Source organism: Bradyrhizobium septentrionale (assembly GCF_011516645.4).
Classification (GTDB): Bacteria; Pseudomonadota; Alphaproteobacteria; order Rhizobiales; family Xanthobacteraceae; genus Bradyrhizobium; species Bradyrhizobium septentrionale.
The window spans coordinates 9,371,779-9,388,526 of record NZ_CP088285.1; the positions used below are offsets into that span (position 1 = coordinate 9,371,779).

Here is a 16,748-nt window from a genome sequence, read left to right on the forward strand (position 1 = left end):
TGAACATGGCGAACACTCCCAAGAAGGTCAAAGATCCCACCGAAGTCGCGCTTTCTGCCATCCAGGAAGCCCTCAACATCAGCGAACAGAGTGCGGAGAACCGCAGCTCCCTCAACGAAGGCGCCGCGCCGCCAAATCTGCCGCCGCCTGCGCCCGATTTTTCAGCTGCATCGTTGGATCAGCGTCCGAATGTCGATCGCCCGGCGTTCGAGCCGATCGAGGAGTCGCGCGCGCCGCGCCGCGCCGCCAACGATGATCGCGAGACCATCGGCCAGATGCTGCAGACGTTGCAGGGCGGCCGTTCCGCACGCAACGCCTTCACGCTGTTCTTCGTCTGCTCCGGCGCCTGGCTGCTCGGCGGCGCGATCCTCACCATCGCCTTCTGGCCCGCGCTGCAGGCTTCGATGGCCCAGGGCACCGGCGTGCTGGTGCTCGCCGGCCTCGCCGCGCTGTTCGCCGTGCCGATCCTCCTGTTCTACTATCTCGCCAGCCTCGCCGCGCACGGTCAGCGCATGCAGATGATCGCGCAATCGATGGCGCAGGTCGCAATGCGATTCTCCGAGCCGGAAAACGCCGCCGCCGATTCCATGGTGACGGTCGGTCAGGCGATCCGCCGCGAGGTCGCGGCGATGGGCGACGGCGTCGAGCGCGCGATCGCGCGCGCCGGCGAACTCGAGACGCTGGTTGCCAACGAAGTGGCGGCGCTGGAACGCGCCTATTCCGACAACGAAGTGCGCATCCGCGCGCTGCTGCAGGACATCGCCCACCAGCGCGACAATCTGGTCGGCCAGGCCGAGCAGGTGCGCAGCGCGATCTCCGGCGTGCAGATCGACCTGCGCCACGACATTGCGCTGATCTCGGACGCGATCGCCTCGCGCGTCGACGAGGTCGCCAAGAGCATCACCGGCGCGCTGGAAGAGCGCGGCCAGCACATCACGACGGCGCTGAGCCATGCCGGCGACAACATGATCCTCGCGCTCGGCGAGCGCGGCGGCGACCTGCTCGACCGCCTCGAGGAAGCCAGCGCCGAGACCACCCGCGCGGTGATGGACGCCTCCGAGCGGCTCACCACCAGCCTCAACTTCAAGACCGGCCACGTCCATGACGAGTTCGTCGATCTGGCCGATCGCGTCCACGAGATGCTGAACGAGCGTGTCGACCGCATCACCGGCGAGTTCGAGCAGCGTTCGTCTGCGATCGTCGACGGCATCTCCGACCGCACCGAAGAGGTCCACGACTCCCTGAAGAACTCCGCGGACTCGCTGCTGCTGGAGCTCGAGCTGCGCAGCAACGACCTCGTCAGCAAGATCGACGACGCCGGAAACCGCCTCGCCGGCCAGATCATGACCTCCGGCGACAAGGCGAGCGAGGCGCTCGACGTCACCGTCAATTCGCTGGTCGCCAAGGTGGTGGGCCAGACCGAGACCGCACACGATTCGCTGTCGCTGCAGATGAGCGCGTTCGACGACCTGGTGAAGAACCACGGCAGCGAGCTCGCCGAGAAATTCGCCCGCGACTCCGGCACGCTCGGCGCACTGATTACCCGCCACATCTCGGAATTCGACCGCACCGTGAAGACCTTCGGCGGCGATATCGTCGAGCGCATGGGCCAGCGCACCCAGGACATCGCCGACAGCCTGAAGATCTATGTCGACACGTTCGACCATCGCGTCACCACCAACAGCGGCGACATCACCGCCTCGCTCGACCAGCGCCTGCTGCAGTTCGAGACCACGCTCGGCAGCCGCGTCACCAATCTCGACGCCTCGCTGAACGACAAGCTGTCGTCGTTCGACTCCTCGCTCGCCAGCAAGATCGGCTCGTTCGACGGCCGTCTGCAATCGCTGGATGACACTATCGACGGCCGCATGAGGACGCTCGAAGTCACCTTCGAGAGCCGCGCCAAGTCGGTCACCGACACCATCGACGGCCATCTCGGCACGCTCGCGACGCAACTCACCGAAGGCGCCACCCAGGCGATCCAGTCGATCGACTCGCGGCTCGGCCTGCTCACCACGACCCTGACCGAGGGCACGGTGCAGGCGATCGCCGCGGTCGACCACCGTATCAACGGCGTCACCGAGACGATCGACGGCCACAGCATCCGGCTTGCCGACACCATCAACGGCCACAGCACCCGCCTCGCCGAAACCATCGACGGTCACAGCACTCGCCTCGTCGAGACCATCAGTGGTCATAGCTCGAACCTGACCGACACCATCACCGCGCGCTTCACCGATATCCGGCAGGGCATCGAGAGCCGCGTCGGCGTCATCGCCGGCGACATCGACACCCGCGTCGCGCAGTTCGAGGACCTGCTGGGCTCGCGCGTCGAGGCCGTCGCCGGCCGCATCGAGAGCAGCGGCCGCCAGGCGAGCGAGGACCTGATGTCCCGCGCCGAGCTGTTGTCGTCGAGCATCAAATCCCATGTCGAGGACGCCGAGCGCTCGCTGACCAACCTCGTGGTCAACACCAGCGAGACGATCCAGACCGGCGCGCGCACCGCTCAGCAGGCGCTGCTCTCAGTGTCTTCGGACGTCGGCAACCAGCTCAAGCAGAGCTCGGCCGAGGTCGAGAGCGTGCTGACTGCCGTCGGCACCAGCGCCGCCAATTCGATCCTCACCAGTGCCCGCGACGCGCAGGTCTCGCTGGTCTCCGCCTCCGGCGACGTCGCCTCCCAGATCAAGGCGCTGTCGGAGGATGTCGAGCGCACGCTGCAGGCCGCCGGCAGCGCCACCGCAGCCTCGGTGCTGTCGGGCGCCCGCGACGCGCAGACCACGCTGGTCTCGGCGTCGGCCGAGGCCGCCAGCCAGGTCAAGTCGCTCGCCGCCGATGTCGAGCAGTCGCTGTCGATGTCCGGCTCTGCCGCCGCCGAAGCGATCATGACCGGCGCGCGCGAGGCCCAGACCACGTTGATCGCGACATCGACCGACGTCACCGGCCAGGTGAAGTCGCTCGCCAGCGACGTCGAGCGCTCGCTCTCGATGGCCGGCAGCGCGACCGCGGAAGCCGTCGTCGCCTCCGCCCGCGAGGCCCAGAGCACGCTCGCCGGCGCCTCCACCGAAGCCGCCAATCTAGTGCGCACGCTCGCGGCCGACGTCGAGCACTCGCTCTCGACCGCCGGCACCGCGACCGCGGAAGCCGTCGTCGCCTCCGCCCGCGAGGCCCAGAGCACGCTCGCCGGCGCTTCCACCGACGCCACCAATCTGGTCCGCACCCTGTCGGCCGACATCGAGCGCTCGCTGTCGATGGCCGGCACCGCCACCGCGGAAGCCGTCGTCGCCTCCGCCCGCGAGGCCCAGAGCACGCTTGCCGGTGCGTCCACCGAGGCCACCAATCTGGTCCGCACCCTGTCGGCCGATATCGAGCGCTCGCTTTCGATGGCCGGCACCGCCACTGCGGAAGCCGTCGTCACTTCCGCCCGCGAGGCCCAGAGCACGCTTGCCGGTGCGTCCACCGAGGCCACCAATCTGGTCCGCACGCTCGCGGCCGATATGGAACGCTCGCTGTCGATGGCCGGCTCGGCCACCGCGGAATCGATCACGTCAGGTGCGCGTGAAGCCCAGAGCATGCTGGTCAGCGCATCCGCCGAGTCTGCGACACAGGTGACGGCGCTTGCCGCCGACATCCAGCGCGTGCTGTCGATGGCCGGCAGCGGCACCGCCGAGGCGCTGACCGCAGGTGCCCGCGAGGCGCAGAACACACTGGTCAGCGCGGCGACGGACGCCGTCAACCACGTCAAGTCGCTGGCCGTCGATGTCGAGCGCACCCTGACGGCGGTCGGCACCAACACCGCCCAGTCGATCCTGGGCAGCGCCCGCGACGCCCAGAACTCGTTCGTGGCAACGTCCAGCGAGACCGCAAGCCAGATCCGCGCGATCTCCGCCGAGATCGAGCGCTCGCTGACCACGGCCGGCGCGGAGACCGCGCAGACCGTGCTGGGCAGCGCCCGCGAGGCCCAGAGCTCGTTTGCGTCAACCTCGGCCGATGCCGCCGCCCAAATCCGCACGCTCTCGACCGATATCGAGCGCGCGCTGGGTGCGGTCACGGCCAAGACCACCGACAACATCCAGACGTCGGCGCAGAACGCGCAGGCCGCGCTGATCAACATGTCCAACGAGGTCTCGACCAAGGTCAAGACGACCTCCGCCGACATCGAGCGCTCGGTGCTGTCGGCCTCCAGCGCGTTCGGCTCGGCGATGACCGGCAAGACCGACGAGATCGTCACCTATGTGCAGCAGCAGACCGAGCGCCTGTCGCAGATCGTCGACGGCCGCCGCGGCTCGCTGGTCGAGGCGCTGACCGCCAAGACCACGCAGCTTGCGACCGACATGGATCGCGCCACTGCGGATGCGCTGAAGGCGATCGAAACCCGCGGCCTCGCCTTCTCGCAGTCGATGTCGGCGCACGGCGGCGACGTCGCGCGCAACATCACCTCGGCCGGCGACCAGGCGACCGGCGCGGTGGCGAAGTCGCTCAAGGAGCTCGAGCAGGCCTCTCGCGCGGCGATCGATCAGTCGCGCCAGGTCTCGATCTCGGCCGTCACCGAGATGCAGGAGACCAGCAAGATCCTGCGCACCGATACGGTCGCGCTGTTCGAGCGGCTGCGCGAGGGCAACATCCTGCTGCAGGAAGTGTTGACCGGCGCCCACGACAACCTCAACTCGCTGGAGCGCGCGCTGGTGACCCGCGTGGCCGACTTCGTGTCCGCCATGAACGACGTCACCTCGCGCAACGGCGTGGCGACCCAGACGCTGGAAGACCAGCTCACGGTGTTCAACAGCAAGACCGGCAAGGCGCTGGAAGATCTCGGCGCGTTGTCGAGCGAGTTCGAGACCCATGGCAAGGCGCTGATCGACGCGGCTGCCGTGGTCGAGCAGGCCAACCGCTCGACGACGGCCTCCGTCAGCGAGCGCAAGTCGGCGCTGGAATCGCTGGTCACCACCATCGACCTGCGCACCACCGATCTCGACCAGCGGCTGTCGCGCTTCACCGGGCTGCTCGATGAATCGCTGGCCGCGGCCGAGGAGCGCGCCCGCGACATCGCACGCGTGGTGGCGGAGACCGCAGGCGCCGGTTCGGCGGCGATCAGCAAGCAGTTCGAGGCGGTGCGCATGGCGGCCGAGAACGAGCGTCAGCAGACCGTCGACGCCATGAACGACCTCTACCAGCAGAGCAACGCCGAGACCGATGCGATGTTCAAGGACTCGACGGAGAAGTTCTCCGCGATGGTCACGGCGATGAAGCAGATGGCGAGCGAGATGCACAACGAGCTCGAGGCCACCCGCAACGAGCTGCGCCGCGGCGTGCTCGAAATGCCGCAGGAGGCCGCCGAGAACACCGCGCAGATGCGCAAGGTGATCGTCGACCAGATCGAGGCGCTGGCCGAACTGAACCGCATCGTCGCCCATCACGGCCGCGGGCTCGACGTCGTCAGCACCAACCGCGCCAGCGTCCGCCACGAGGAGCCGGTGATGGCTGCCGCCGGCGGCCGCGGCGACGTCCGGATGCGGGACAATGGCAACAGCGCCGCGACGCTGCCGCCGCCCGATCTCGGCATGGCGAGTTCGCGCCGCACCGAGGCCCCGTCGGTCAGCCCGGCAAGCCCCAACAACAACAACGGCGACGGCTGGCTGTCCGACCTGCTTAACCGCAGCGACGCGCCGCCGCCGGCGCAGCCGAGCCGCGAGGCCCAGCGCCCGCGTCCGCAGCAGCAGCCTGCCGCCAATCCGCTGGAGTCGCTGTCGCTCGACATCGGCCGGCTGATGGACCGGACGCTTGCCGCCGAGATGTGGGATCGCTACCAGCGCGGCGAGAACAAGGCGTTCAGCAAGCGCCTCTACACCCCGGCCGGCCAGAAGGCCTTTGATGAGGTGGCCCGCAAGTACCGCGCCGACCGCGGCTTCAAGCAGACGGTCGACCGCTACATCGCGGAGTTCGAGCGGCTGCTCGACGAAGTCGCCCGCGAAGGCCGCGGCCAGCAGGAGCTGGCTGGCCACCTGACCTCGGAGACCGGGCTGGTCTACACCCTGCTCGCACATGCCGCGGGACGGCTGGGGTAAGCTGAGTGGCGAATAGCGAGTAGCGAATGAAAAACGGAGACCGAAAGGTCTCCGTTTTTGCTTGGGGCGGCGGCCGCTGAGTCTCGCCGTGGAAAGGCGCTCCGGTGTTAGCCGGCGTCATTGCGAGGAGCGCAAGCACGAAGCAATCCACGCAACAGCGAGTCGAGAGATGGATTGCTTCGCTTCGCTCGCAATGACTGGTGTGTCAGACTGGAGCGCTACTCGCTACTCGCCATTCGCCGATCACGTCACTGCCGCCGCCGCGGTCCGGGTGCTGCGGCCGGAGCCGGCGCGGGTTCGGGTGCGGCGTTGTTGCTGCCGCCGAAGATCACCCGGCTCGGGTTGCGGTCGAAATTGTTCACGGCGCGGCTGATGTCGGAGAGCGTGCGGCGGCCGTCGGTGATCAGGGCGGTGGAGCGCTTGTCGAGATCCTCGGCGAGCTCGCGGATCGACTTCACCATCAGGTTCAGCTCGCTGCCGCTGTTGCCGCCGGCGATCGCATTGAGGCCCAGCATCAGACTGTCGGCCTTGCCCATCACGCCGTCGACCTTGAGCATGACGTTGTCGATCTTCTCGGAATTGCGCGCCAGCGCCTGGGTGAAGACCTCGAGGTTCTTCAGCGAATTCTTCACCGACTGCTGATTGTCGGCGACGATGCGGTTGACGTTTTGCAGCGTGGCGCGGATCGCCTCGGTGACGTCCTGCAGCGCATTGGGGTCGGCGGTCAGAACCGGGATGCCGTCCTCGTCGAGCGGCACCGGCGGAGCGGCCTCCTCGCCGCCCTTCAGCGAGATCGCGGCAACGCCGGTGAGGCCCTGGAATTCGAGACCGACCAGGGTGTCCTTGCGGAGCGGCGCGTTGTTCTCGATCATCGCCAGCGCGACCACGCGCCGCGGGTTGTCGAGCTTCACCGAGACCACTTCCCCTATCCGGATACCGTTAAAATTGACATTGCCGCCATTGCGGAGGCCCGATGCCGGTCCCTCGAAGATTACCCGCAGGGGGCTGCGCTGCTTGGTGGTGTGCAGGCTCTGGAACCACAGCACGAAGCCGAACGCGGCGGCGATCACCGCCAGCGTGAAAGCCCCGATCAAGACGTAGTTCGCCCGCGTTTCCATCAATCACTCCTGAGCTCTCGCGCAGTCAGCCTGCGTTCGAGCCCGTCGAATTCCCTGTTGGCGCATGATCTCGTCCGAAAACCGGTCTCCTCGCTTCGGGATCATGGGCTAGGCCACAACGGCACGGGCGCGCTTGCCGTTGAAATATTGCTGCAGCCATGGATGCTGCGATGCCTTCATGTCGGCAATCGATCCTGCAGCAATGATCTTACCGTTCCCTAAAACGGCGATACGGTCGCACGCGGTGTAAAGACTGTCGAGATCGTGGGTTACCATGAAAACGGTCAGCCCCAAAGTGCGCTGCAGGGTGCGCACCAGCTCGTCGAAATCGCCGGCGCCGATCGGATCGAGGCCTGATGTCGGCTCGTCGAGAAACACCAGTTCAGGATCGAGCGCGAGTGCGCGCGCCAGCGCGACGCGCTTGATCATGCCGCCGGACAATTCCGACGGGTAGCGATCGGCGACCTCGGGCTTCAGCCCGACCATCACCAGTTTCGCCACCATGATCTCGTCGAGCAGCCGCTGCGAGACGCGCAGATACTCGCGCGCCGGAAACTGGATGTTCTGGCGCACCGTAAGCGAAGAGAACAGCGCGCCCTGCTGGAACAGGATGCCCCAGCGCCGCTCGACCGCTCGGCGCTGCGCCGAGCTCGCAGCATCGAGATCGACGCCGAACACTTCGATGCGGCCGGAGACCTTCGGCACCAGGCCGATGATGGTGCGCGTCAGCACCGACTTGCCGGCTCCCGACGGACCGACGAAGCCGAGGATCTCGCCGCGCTTGACGTCGAGGTCGAGGCCGTCGAGCACCCGCGTCTTGCCGAATTGAACGGTAATGTCGCGGACCCGGATGATGGCGTCGTCGCCTTGCTCGGCCATGGTCACATCCCGATCGCAGCGAAGAAGATCGCGAACACGCCGTCCATCACGATCACGAAGAAGATCCCTTTCACCACCGAGGCGGTGGTGTGCTGACCGAGCGACTCCGCCGAGCCCTGCACCGCCAGCCCCTCGACGCAGGCGACGATGCCGATCACCGCCGCCATCACCGGTGCCTTGACCATGCCGACGACGAAATGGTCGATCGATATGGCATCACGAAGGCGGAGCAGGAAGGCTTCCGGATCGACGCCGCCATAGAGCCAGGCCACAAGCCCGCCGCCATAGAGCGCAGCCATCGCGCCGAGGAAGGCCAGGATCGGCAGCGCCAGCACCAGCGCCAGCATGCGCGGCAGGATCAAGACCTCGATCGGATCGAAGCCCATGGTGCGCAGCGCGTCGATCTCCTCGCGCATCTTCATCGAGCCGAGCTCGGCGGTATAGGCCGAGCCGGAGCGGCCCGCGACCATGATCGCGACCAGCAGCACGCCGATCTCGCGCAGCACCAGCACGCCCAGCATGTCGACGACGAAGATGTCGGCGCCGAACCTGCGGAAATGGAAGATGCCCTGCTGCGAGATGATGCAGCCGATCAGGAAGGTGATCAGCACCACGATCGGCACCGCGCGCCAGCACACCTGCTCGAGGTGATGCACGGTCGAGGTCAAACGGAAGCTGCGCGGATGGATCAATACTTTGCCGGCGGCCGCTATCACGGCACCGAGCATGTCGACCAGGCCGACGATCGTGCCCCCGACACCGGCCACGGTGCGGCCGATCTGCTCCAGCATGCCTGAGATCGACAGCGGATCGCTTGCGATGCTGGGCGCTGCGCCGACGCGACGGACCTCGTCGACCAGGCTGGAATAGTTGGCGGAGAGGCCCGCGATCTCCGCCTCCGCAGAAGCGTTGCTGAGGCTGCGGCGCAGCCGCTCGATCAGCCATGCGCCGAACGTATCGAGGCTCGCGACCTGCGACACGTCGATGAAGATGTGCGGGCGGCTGCCGCGCAGCTTCTCGGCGTCGGAGACGATCCGCTCGAGCGCAGGGGCAAAGCGGGCGGTCCAGTTGCCCGCCGCGCACAACGCCAGTCCTTCGCCTTGGGCTATCCGCTCCAGTGTCGGGTCGCCGCTCACCTTTTGCCTACCCCTCGAAGCCGGCTGGCCGTTACAACGCAGATATCCGGCACTGCCGGATCGGCTTGTCGAATCTGCCACTAACCAGCCATAGTTGGTTGCGCGTCGCAAGCTACGGTTCAGGAAATAGTAGACTTTAAAATGACTTCCACCCCATCCCGAGCTATTTCCCTTAACGTGGGGATCGAGCGCTGGCCGATCGCAGGGACCTTTACGATCAGCCGCGGCGCCAAGACCGAGGCCGTTGTCGTGGTGGCCGAGGTGAGCCAGGGCGGTCTCATTGGCCGCGGCGAATGCGTGCCCTACCCGCGCTATGGCGAAACGCCTGAGGCGACGCTGCAAGCGATCCAGGCGATGCAGGAACCGCTCGCCGGCGGCATGGACCGGATTGCCCTGCAGGCCCGGATGCCCGCCGGCGCCGCCCGCAATGCGCTGGATTGCGCACTGGCGGACCTCGGGGCCAAACGCGCCGGTACGCGGATCTGGAACCTGCTGGGACGGCCGGCACCGGAGCCCCGCACCACCGCCTACACGATCTCGCTCGGAACGGCGGAGGCGATGGCCGAGGCCACCGCGAAGGCCGCACACCGCGCGCTGCTCAAGATCAAGCTCGGCGGCGATGGCGACGGCGCACGGATCGCCGCCGTGCGCAAGGCGGCGCCGGCATCCGAACTGATCGTCGACGCCAATGAAGCCTGGACCGAGCACAACCTTGCCGCCAATCTCGCGGCCTGCGCCGACGCCGGCGTCACGCTGATCGAGCAGCCGTTGCCGGCGGGCAAGGATGAGGCGCTGGCGCGGATCAAGCGCCCGGTTGCGGTCTGCGCCGACGAGAGCGTGCATGACCGCGCCTCGCTTGCGGGCCTGCGCGACCGCTATGACGCCGTCAACATCAAGCTCGACAAGACCGGCGGGCTGACCGAAGCGCTGGCGATGGCGGATGCCGCAAGCGCGCTCGGCTTCGAGATCATGATCGGCTGCATGGTGGCGACCTCGCTTGCGATGGCGCCGGCGATGCTGATCGCGCAAGGCGCGCGCTTCGTCGATCTCGATGGCCCGCTGCTGCTCGCGCGCGACCGCGACAACGGCCTGCGCTACGAGGGCAGCCTGGTCTACCCGCCGGACGCCGCACTTTGGGGCTAATGGATTAGTCGCTTACGCGACAGCCACATCACCAGCCCGCCCATCGCCGCCATCGCAGCCATCATGTCGTAGACACCGAGCCCGATGCGCGCATAGACCAACCCGCTGACGATCGCCGTGGTGCTCGCGACAATGCCGGCGCAGGCGGTGAGATACCCCTGCGCGCGCGCCATCACGTGAACCGGCACGTGATGCACCATCAGGCCCATGATGCCGACCTGGGTCAGTCCGAAGCTCAGTCCGTGTCCGAGCTGGACCACCGCCAGCACCGCAAGCGGCGGGTCCTGCGCGGTGATTGCCCAGCGCGCCGCGGCGCTGGCGGCCGCGATCATCACCAGCACAGCCGACGGCAGCGTGAAGCGCGGCGACAGCGCGAACAGCACGATCTCGGCGATGACGCCGAGCACCCAGAGACAAGCGATGGTCAGGCCGCTGAAACCGGCCTGCTGCCAGGCGATCGATGCGAAGATGTAATAGGCGCCGTGGCTGCCCTGGATCAGCGCCGAGGACACGATGATGGCGAGGAAGGTCGGATTGCGCAGCAGTTTTGGCGCGCCGGCCGCGGGCGCAGCAGTGGCCGCGGGACGGCCGAGCGGCCGCAAGGTCAGCCCGACCAGCGCGCCGAGCACGGTCACCGCTGTGATGATCCAGATCAGATCGACCTCGGCGAAGTAGCGGAGCAAGAACCCGCTGACGAGCGCGCAGACCGCGAACGCCGCCGAGCCCCAGAGCCGCAGCGGCCCGTAGCTGAGACCGAATTGCCTGACGCCGCGCAGCGCATAGGCGTCGGTCAGCGGCACCATCGGCGTCCAGACGCAGCAGGTCAGCGCATAGACCGCGAGCAGCACGAACGGCTGATGCTGGGTGCCTATCACGGCAAAGCCGAACGCCGTGGCGAAACCGGTGGCGATGATCGCGCCGCGCAGCATCTGGCGCCGTTCCGCCACTGCTGTGACCAGCGGCAGCACGGTGAAGCGCGTCACCGGCGGCACCGCCGTGATGATGCCGATCCAGGTGGCATCGATGCCGATCACCTTCAGCCACACCGTGAAAAACGGCAGATGGACCCCGGTCATGCCGAACAGCGTGGCATAGAATGCCGCAAGGCTGACAGCGAATCGCCGCGATGCAAGCTTTGCTGCAATGGGGATTTGTGATTCGGAAGACATCAATTCAATTGCGATTCGCGCGATATCGTGATGATCGTTAGCGTAACGCGCAGTGATTTGCGCGAAGAGATTGTGATGGCCGAAGAAGCATTCGCCCTGTCGCCGATTTCCGCCCGCGCGGCCCTGCCGAGCGAGGAGGACTATGCCGCGATCAGCGCGGCCTTCATGGAGACCTCGCGGGGCCGCTGGTTCCTCGGCGAATATGCCAAGCGCAACCGCAACGCCGACACAAGCATGGTGCTCGATGCCGTGGCGCGGATCGAGGAAAGCCTCAGCGCGCAGCGGCAGGCGGCCGCGGACGCCATCCGGGACGAGCAGCTGGCGCAGGCGCTGGCCGCCCTGCGCGGCGCGATCGAGGCCGCGCAGGCCTCCGCCATCGCAGCGCTCGACGGCGTCAGCTTCGAGCAAAACCTCGCGCCGGTGCGCAAGGGCGTGCGGGTGATCAGGGAAATCTCCTGGCGGCTGCGCGAGATCGGCAATGACGGCCGGATCTGCGACATTATCGATTCGCAGGCCAGCGCGATCGAGGCCGGCGCCGCTGAGGTCTCGATGGACGACGCCAAGACCGTGCTGGATGCCGCCTTCGCGGCGCTGGCCCGCCGGCTCAGCGAGTTCGATCCGGACAAGGCGGCGCCCCCTGCGGCCGAACCTGACGTGGCCGAGGCGCCGATTGCGGAACCACCCGCAACCGCGCCCTCACCGCCACCGGTGGCCGAGAGCGCTGCCGCCGATGCGGTGGCGACCACGCCGCCGGCGCCGCCTCAGGAGGTCGCTGCAACGCCGCCCGCAGAGGCTGCGATGGCCGTGACGCCGCAGCCGAGCCAAGCATGGATCAAGGCCGAGACCGCGCTGGCCGAAGCCGAAGCCGCAGAGCTCGCCCGCGTCGCCAACGAGGCGGCCGACGCCCAGGACGAAGCGATGCTTGATCTCATCGCGATGGAAATGGGCGCGCCAGATCCGATCGACGAAGAGGCGATCGCCGAGGAAATGCGCGCCGCCGAGGAGATGCGCGTCGCCGAGGCGATGGCTGCCGAGCCCGAAATGGCTGAACCCGAAATGGCTGCACCATTGGCTCCTGCCGAGCTCGCGGCGGCGCCGGCGCCCGAGCCGAAGGTCGAGGTCAGGGTCGCGCCGCCACCGGTGGCTGCAGCGCCGATCGCCGAAGCCCCGATCGTGCCGCCGCCTCTGCCGCCAGCCGTCGAGGCCGCCGCCGAACCTGCAAGAGAGATATCGCTTGGCTCGACCATCATCGCCAGCGGCCTCCTGAAAAGGCCGAGCGTCGCGGCCAACGATCCGCTCGCGCCAATCCGCCGCATGAGCCAGGCCGAGAGGATCGCGTTCTTTTCGTAGGCGCGACCCGATGCCCGACGAAACCGACACGATCACTCTTTGGCGCCCCGTGGGGCCCCAGGAGCTCGCGCTGATCGAACAGAGCGGCATGCGTACCTTTCCGCCGCGGCTTCCCGATCAACCGATCTTCTATCCGGTCCTGACGGAAGAATATGCCGCAAGGATCGCGCGCGACTGGAACGTGTCTGCAAGCGGCGCTGGATTCGTCACACGGTTTCGGGTCAAGCGCAGCTTCATCGATCGCTATGATGTGCAGGAGGCCGGCGGCCGCGCGCATCTCGAATACTGGATCCCGGCGGAGGACCTGTCGGAGTTTAATGCTGCAATCGTCGGGCCGATCGAAGTCATCAGCAGCTTCCCTTGAGGCGGTTCGTCTCCCATTGACCACTCGCGCCGCATGACTCAACTCACGTACCGCGGCCGCATCTGCGCCTAGTCTAGCCTCCCTGCGACCGGTCTCGCACCGGGATCAGCTCGGGAGCGCGCCATGGTCCGCCTGAAATCCATGTTGATATCGGCCGCATTGCTTGGCCTGTTGAGCCTCGGTGCGCCCGGCGCGGCATTTGCCGAGACCAGCACCATCACCGTCGGCAATGCAGCGCAGACGACGGCACGACCACTTCCGCTCCGAGCGGCAAAGCACGCGGGTGAACCGACAAGGGTTTGGCGGACACACAGCCTTCCACTCAAATCCGTCGACTCGCATTTCGGCGGAATGGGCGGCGGCCATTATCCCGGCTTCCGGCACTGATCTGACGCCCCGCATAACGAAACGGGGGCAGAGCGATCACCGCCCTGCCCCGCTGCTTCTCAAAATGTCGGCGTCAAGCGACCAGCTTCGCGAACAGGTCGGCGTCGACATTGCCGCCCGAGAGCACGATGACGACGTTCTTGTCTTTGACGTCGATCCGCCCGGCCAGCAGCGCAGCAAGTCCGACCGCGCCGCCGGGCTCAACCACGAGCTTCAGCTCGCGATAGGCAAAGGCGACGGCGGCGCCGACCTCGTCGTCGGAGACGCTGACGCCATTTGCGAGCAGCTTGCTGTTGATGGCGAAGGTCAGCTCGCCCGGCATCATCGCCATCAGCGCATCGCAGATGGTGCGCGCCGCAACCGGATGCGCCTCGCGATGGCCGACCTTGAGCGACAGCGCGTGGTCATCGTAACCGGCGGGTTCGGCGACGATCACCTGGGACTGCGGGAATTTCGCCTTCACCGCGGTGGCAACGCCGGCAATCAAGCCGCCGCCCGAGGCCGGCGCGACCACGATGTCCGGCACGAGCCCGCGCGCGGCCATGTCCTCGGCGATCTCGCGGCCGGCGGTGCCCTGGCCCGCGATCACGAAGGGATCGTCATAGGGGCGCACCAGGGTCGCGCCGCGCTTGCTGGCGATGCCGTTGGCGATCGCTTCGCGGTCGTCGCGATCGCGGTCGTAGAGCACGACCTCGGCGCCATAGGACTTGGTCCGCTCGCGCTTGGTGAGCGGCGAGTCCGCAGGCATCACGATGGTCGCCTGCATGTTGAGGATCTTGGCCGCCGCGGCGACACCCTGGGCATGGTTGCCCGAGGAGAAGGCGACGACGCCGCCGCTGCGCCTGTCCTGCGGAATCGAGGCGAGCTTGTTGAAGGCGCCGCGGAACTTGAACGATCCGGTCCGCTGCAGCATTTCGGGCTTGAGGAAGACCTGGCTGCCGACGCGTTCGTTGAGAACGGGGAAGGTCAGGAGCGGCGTGCGCACCGCGAACGGCGCGACCACCCTGGCGGCGGCATCGATGTCCGCGGCAGCGACGGGTGGATTGAGAGTGGTGTCCGTCATCCACGATTTGTATCGCGGCGGCAGGCTGGCGGGCAAGACGCTTTATAGCGTTTTCGAGCGAAGTGGGTACCGGTTCGCGTGAAGAAAGCGCGTCAAAAAAAGACGCGTGAGTTGGCTAGCTTGAGGTGGGATGGGGGGCCGGCAGGGCCGCGAAATGGTGCTCTTCGGCGCCGAATTCGAGCGCTTCCCCCTCGCCGTCGGGTGCCGCGGGGCGGACGTTCATGCAGCGGTCGATGAACACCCGGGCCGACGCCTGCCAGGTATGGAGCGCGGCAAAATCGACGCAAGCCTGGCGCGAGATGCCGAGCGCCTCCAGGCAGGCGTGGTGCAGATCGTCGTCGAGCACGCCAACCGGCGCCGCGCCGATCACGTCGCGGGGACCGGTGACCGGAAAAGCGGCAACCGGCAGGCCGCTCGCCAGCGCCTCAAGCAGCACCAGGCCGAACGTGTCGGTCCGGCTCGGGAACACGAACACATCGGCGGCGGCGTAAATCTCCGCCAGTTCCTCGCCATGGCGGGCGCCGAGGAAGACGGCGTCCGGATATTTTCGCTCCAGCGTCGCCCGCGCGGGGCCGTCGCCAACCACGATCTTGGTACCGGGCAGATCGAGATCGAGGAACGCCTCGAGGTTCTTCTCCACCGCCACCCGCCCGACGCTGAGGTAAACCGGCTGCGGCAGGCAGAGATCGACGTCGCGCGGATGGAACAGCGCGGTATCGACGCCGCGCGACCACAGCACCACGTTGCGGAAGCCGCGCTGGCGCAGCTCGGCCGCCAGTGCCGGCGTCGCCGCCATCACCGCCCGGCTCGGCCTGTGGAACCAGCGCAGCGCACGCCACACCCAGGCTTCGGGGACAGGCGTCCGTGCCGAGACGTATTCCGGGAAGCGGGTGTGGAAGCTGGTCGTGAACGGCAGGCCGCGCTTGCGGCAATAGCGGCGAACCGCACACCCGATAGGGCCTTCGGTCGCGATGTGGATGCTGTCGGGCCTTGCCGCCTCGATCAGGCTGGCGACCTTGGCCTGGTACGGCAGCGCCAACCTCAGATCGCGATAGCTCGGCATCGCGAAGGTGCGGAACTCGTCCGGCGTCAGGAAGCTTACCTCGACGCCGAGCGATTTCGCCGCCTGCGCCATCATGGTCAGCGTGCGGACAACCCCGTTGACCTGGGGATGCCACGCATCGGTCGCGACCAGGATATGCGTCATGCAGCGCGTGCCGTCACTCGCGGAACCGGCGCAATCCGGCGCACCGGATCGGTCCAGGTGATGATCTCGAAGCTGCCGTCCTCATGCTCGGCGAGCGCGGTGCAGCTCTCCACCCAGTCGCCGCAATTCATGTAGCGGATGCCCTGCTCGTCATGAATCGTCGCGTAGTGGATATGGCCGCAGATCACGCCGTCGCAGCCATGGCGCCGCGCCTCGCCCGCAAGCGTCGCCTCGAACGCGCCGATATAGTTCACCGCCTTCTTGACCTTCAGCTTGGCCCATTGCGACAGCGACCAATACGGCACGCCGAACATCTTGCGGAAGAAGTTGACGAAGCGATTCATCTGGATCGCGAAGTCGTAGGCCTTGTCGCCGAGATGGGCGAGCCAGCGCGCGTTCTGCACCACGAGATCGAAGATGTCGCCGTGGATCACGAGGTAGCGCTTGCCGTCGGCGCCGGTGTGAACGGTGTTCTCCACCACATCGATGCCGCCGAAATGCGTGCCGTAATATTTGCGCAGGAACTCGTCGTGGTTGCCCGGGACGTAGATCACCTTGGCGCCCTTGCGCGCCTTGCGCAGCATCTTCTGCACGAAATCGTTGTGGGTCTGCGGCCAGTGCCAGTTCGACTTCAGCGCCCAGCCGTCGACGATATCACCAACGAGGTAGATCGTGTCGGCATCGTGGGAGCGGAGGAAGTCCAGCAGGCGGTCGGCTTGCGAACCGCGGGCTCCGAGATGAACATCGGAGATAAACAAAGTGCGAAAGTGCCGCTCGGGACTTTCTTCACTTAAGGAGTCACTTCCCATGCCTGTGCACCTAACAGATTCCTGTGACAAGGCGATGACGACCCCCGTGACCCAAGGCCTC

12 protein-coding genes are annotated in these 16,748 nt (G+C 67.1%); 5 read left to right on the top strand and 7 right to left on the bottom strand.

Going from position 1 to position 16,748, the window contains the following annotated elements:
* Positions 1–5 precede the first annotated feature (5 nt).
* Entirely contained in the window at positions 6–6,062 is a 6,057-nt protein-coding gene (locus HAP48_RS47135) for an apolipoprotein A-IV repeat region-like domain-containing protein (protein WP_166207405.1), read from the top strand.
* 248 nt (positions 6,063–6,310) lie between these two features.
* Here HAP48_RS47135 and HAP48_RS47140 read toward each other — a convergent pair whose 3' ends face one another.
* The 3 genes from HAP48_RS47140 to HAP48_RS47150 form a co-directional block, all read right to left on the bottom strand.
* Positions 6,311–7,180, bottom strand: a complete 870-nt coding sequence (locus HAP48_RS47140) for an MlaD family protein (RefSeq protein ID WP_029085341.1) — start codon at positions 7,178–7,180, stop codon at positions 6,311–6,313.
* A gap of 108 nt (positions 7,181–7,288) precedes the next feature.
* Positions 7,289–8,059, bottom strand: a complete 771-nt coding sequence (locus tag HAP48_RS47145) for an ABC transporter ATP-binding protein (RefSeq protein WP_166207408.1) — start codon at positions 8,057–8,059, stop codon at positions 7,289–7,291.
* A 2-nt stretch (positions 8,060–8,061) separates the two neighbouring features.
* Positions 8,062–9,195, bottom strand: a complete 1,134-nt coding sequence (locus HAP48_RS47150) for an MlaE family ABC transporter permease (RefSeq protein ID WP_166207411.1) — start codon at positions 9,193–9,195, stop codon at positions 8,062–8,064.
* Between the two features lie 141 nt (positions 9,196–9,336).
* Between HAP48_RS47150 and dgcA the strand changes: the two genes are divergently transcribed.
* A complete protein-coding gene (dgcA, locus tag HAP48_RS47155; RefSeq protein ID WP_166207414.1) occupies positions 9,337–10,338 on the top strand; it encodes an N-acetyl-D-Glu racemase DgcA in 1,002 nt (333 codons plus the stop codon).
* On the opposite strand, the gene HAP48_RS47160 is transcribed toward dgcA, so the two are convergent.
* On the bottom strand, positions 10,335–11,507 hold the full coding sequence (locus HAP48_RS47160) for an MFS transporter (RefSeq protein ID WP_166207417.1): 1,173 nt from the start codon (positions 11,505–11,507) through the stop codon (positions 10,335–10,337). The two genes, dgcA and HAP48_RS47160, sit on opposite strands and share 4 nt — an antisense overlap.
* Positions 11,508–11,582: 75 nt before the next feature.
* Between HAP48_RS47160 and HAP48_RS47165 the strand changes: the two genes are divergently transcribed.
* From HAP48_RS47165 to HAP48_RS47175, 3 genes are all read left to right on the top strand, one after another.
* Positions 11,583–12,857: a hypothetical protein gene (locus tag HAP48_RS47165; RefSeq protein ID WP_166207420.1), complete on the top strand. Its 1,275-nt coding sequence runs from the start codon at positions 11,583–11,585 to the stop codon at positions 12,855–12,857.
* 10 nt (positions 12,858–12,867) lie between these two features.
* Entirely contained in the window at positions 12,868–13,221 is a 354-nt protein-coding gene (locus HAP48_RS47170; RefSeq protein ID WP_166207423.1) for an ADP-ribosylation/crystallin J1, read from the top strand.
* A 123-nt stretch (positions 13,222–13,344) separates the two neighbouring features.
* Positions 13,345–13,608, top strand: a complete 264-nt coding sequence (locus HAP48_RS47175; RefSeq protein ID WP_166207426.1) for a hypothetical protein — start codon at positions 13,345–13,347, stop codon at positions 13,606–13,608.
* 73 nt (positions 13,609–13,681) lie between these two features.
* On the opposite strand, the gene HAP48_RS47180 is transcribed toward HAP48_RS47175, so the two are convergent.
* The 3 genes from HAP48_RS47180 to HAP48_RS47190 form a co-directional block, all read right to left on the bottom strand.
* On the bottom strand, positions 13,682–14,671 hold the full coding sequence (locus HAP48_RS47180) for a threonine/serine dehydratase family protein (RefSeq protein WP_166207429.1): 990 nt from the start codon (positions 14,669–14,671) through the stop codon (positions 13,682–13,684).
* 115 nt (positions 14,672–14,786) lie between these two features.
* Entirely contained in the window at positions 14,787–15,878 is a 1,092-nt protein-coding gene (locus HAP48_RS47185) for a glycosyltransferase family 4 protein (RefSeq protein WP_166207432.1), read from the bottom strand.
* Positions 15,875–16,687 (bottom strand): UDP-2,3-diacylglucosamine diphosphatase, encoded by an 813-nt coding sequence (locus tag HAP48_RS47190; protein WP_166207435.1) that lies wholly within the window; start codon positions 16,685–16,687, stop codon positions 15,875–15,877. Before HAP48_RS47190 ends, HAP48_RS47185 begins: the two co-directional genes overlap by 4 nt.
* Positions 16,688–16,748: the final 61 nt, after the last annotated feature.

What these genes read in the sequence shown, in the direction of transcription:
- HAP48_RS47135 (WP_166207405.1), top strand. Translation starts at nt 6, where the DNA reads ATGGCGAACACTCCCAAGAAGGTCAAAGATCCCACCGAAGTCGCGCTT.
- HAP48_RS47140 (WP_029085341.1), bottom strand. Translation starts at nt 7,180, where the DNA reads ATGGAAACGCGGGCGAACTACGTCTTGATCGGGGCTTTCACGCTGGCG.
- HAP48_RS47145 (WP_166207408.1), bottom strand. Translation starts at nt 8,059, where the DNA reads ATGGCCGAGCAAGGCGACGACGCCATCATCCGGGTCCGCGACATTACC.
- dgcA (WP_166207414.1), top strand. Translation starts at nt 9,337, where the DNA reads ATGACTTCCACCCCATCCCGAGCTATTTCCCTTAACGTGGGGATCGAG.
- HAP48_RS47160 (WP_166207417.1), bottom strand. Translation starts at nt 11,507, where the DNA reads ATGTCTTCCGAATCACAAATCCCCATTGCAGCAAAGCTTGCATCGCGG.
- HAP48_RS47165 (WP_166207420.1), top strand. Translation starts at nt 11,583, where the DNA reads ATGGCCGAAGAAGCATTCGCCCTGTCGCCGATTTCCGCCCGCGCGGCC.
- HAP48_RS47170 (WP_166207423.1), top strand. Translation starts at nt 12,868, where the DNA reads ATGCCCGACGAAACCGACACGATCACTCTTTGGCGCCCCGTGGGGCCC.
- HAP48_RS47175 (WP_166207426.1), top strand. Translation starts at nt 13,345, where the DNA reads ATGGTCCGCCTGAAATCCATGTTGATATCGGCCGCATTGCTTGGCCTG.
- HAP48_RS47180 (WP_166207429.1), bottom strand. Translation starts at nt 14,671, where the DNA reads ATGACGGACACCACTCTCAATCCACCCGTCGCTGCCGCGGACATCGAT.
- HAP48_RS47185 (WP_166207432.1), bottom strand. Translation starts at nt 15,878, where the DNA reads ATGACGCATATCCTGGTCGCGACCGATGCGTGGCATCCCCAGGTCAAC.
- HAP48_RS47190 (WP_166207435.1), bottom strand. Translation starts at nt 16,687, where the DNA reads ATGGGAAGTGACTCCTTAAGTGAAGAAAGTCCCGAGCGGCACTTTCGC.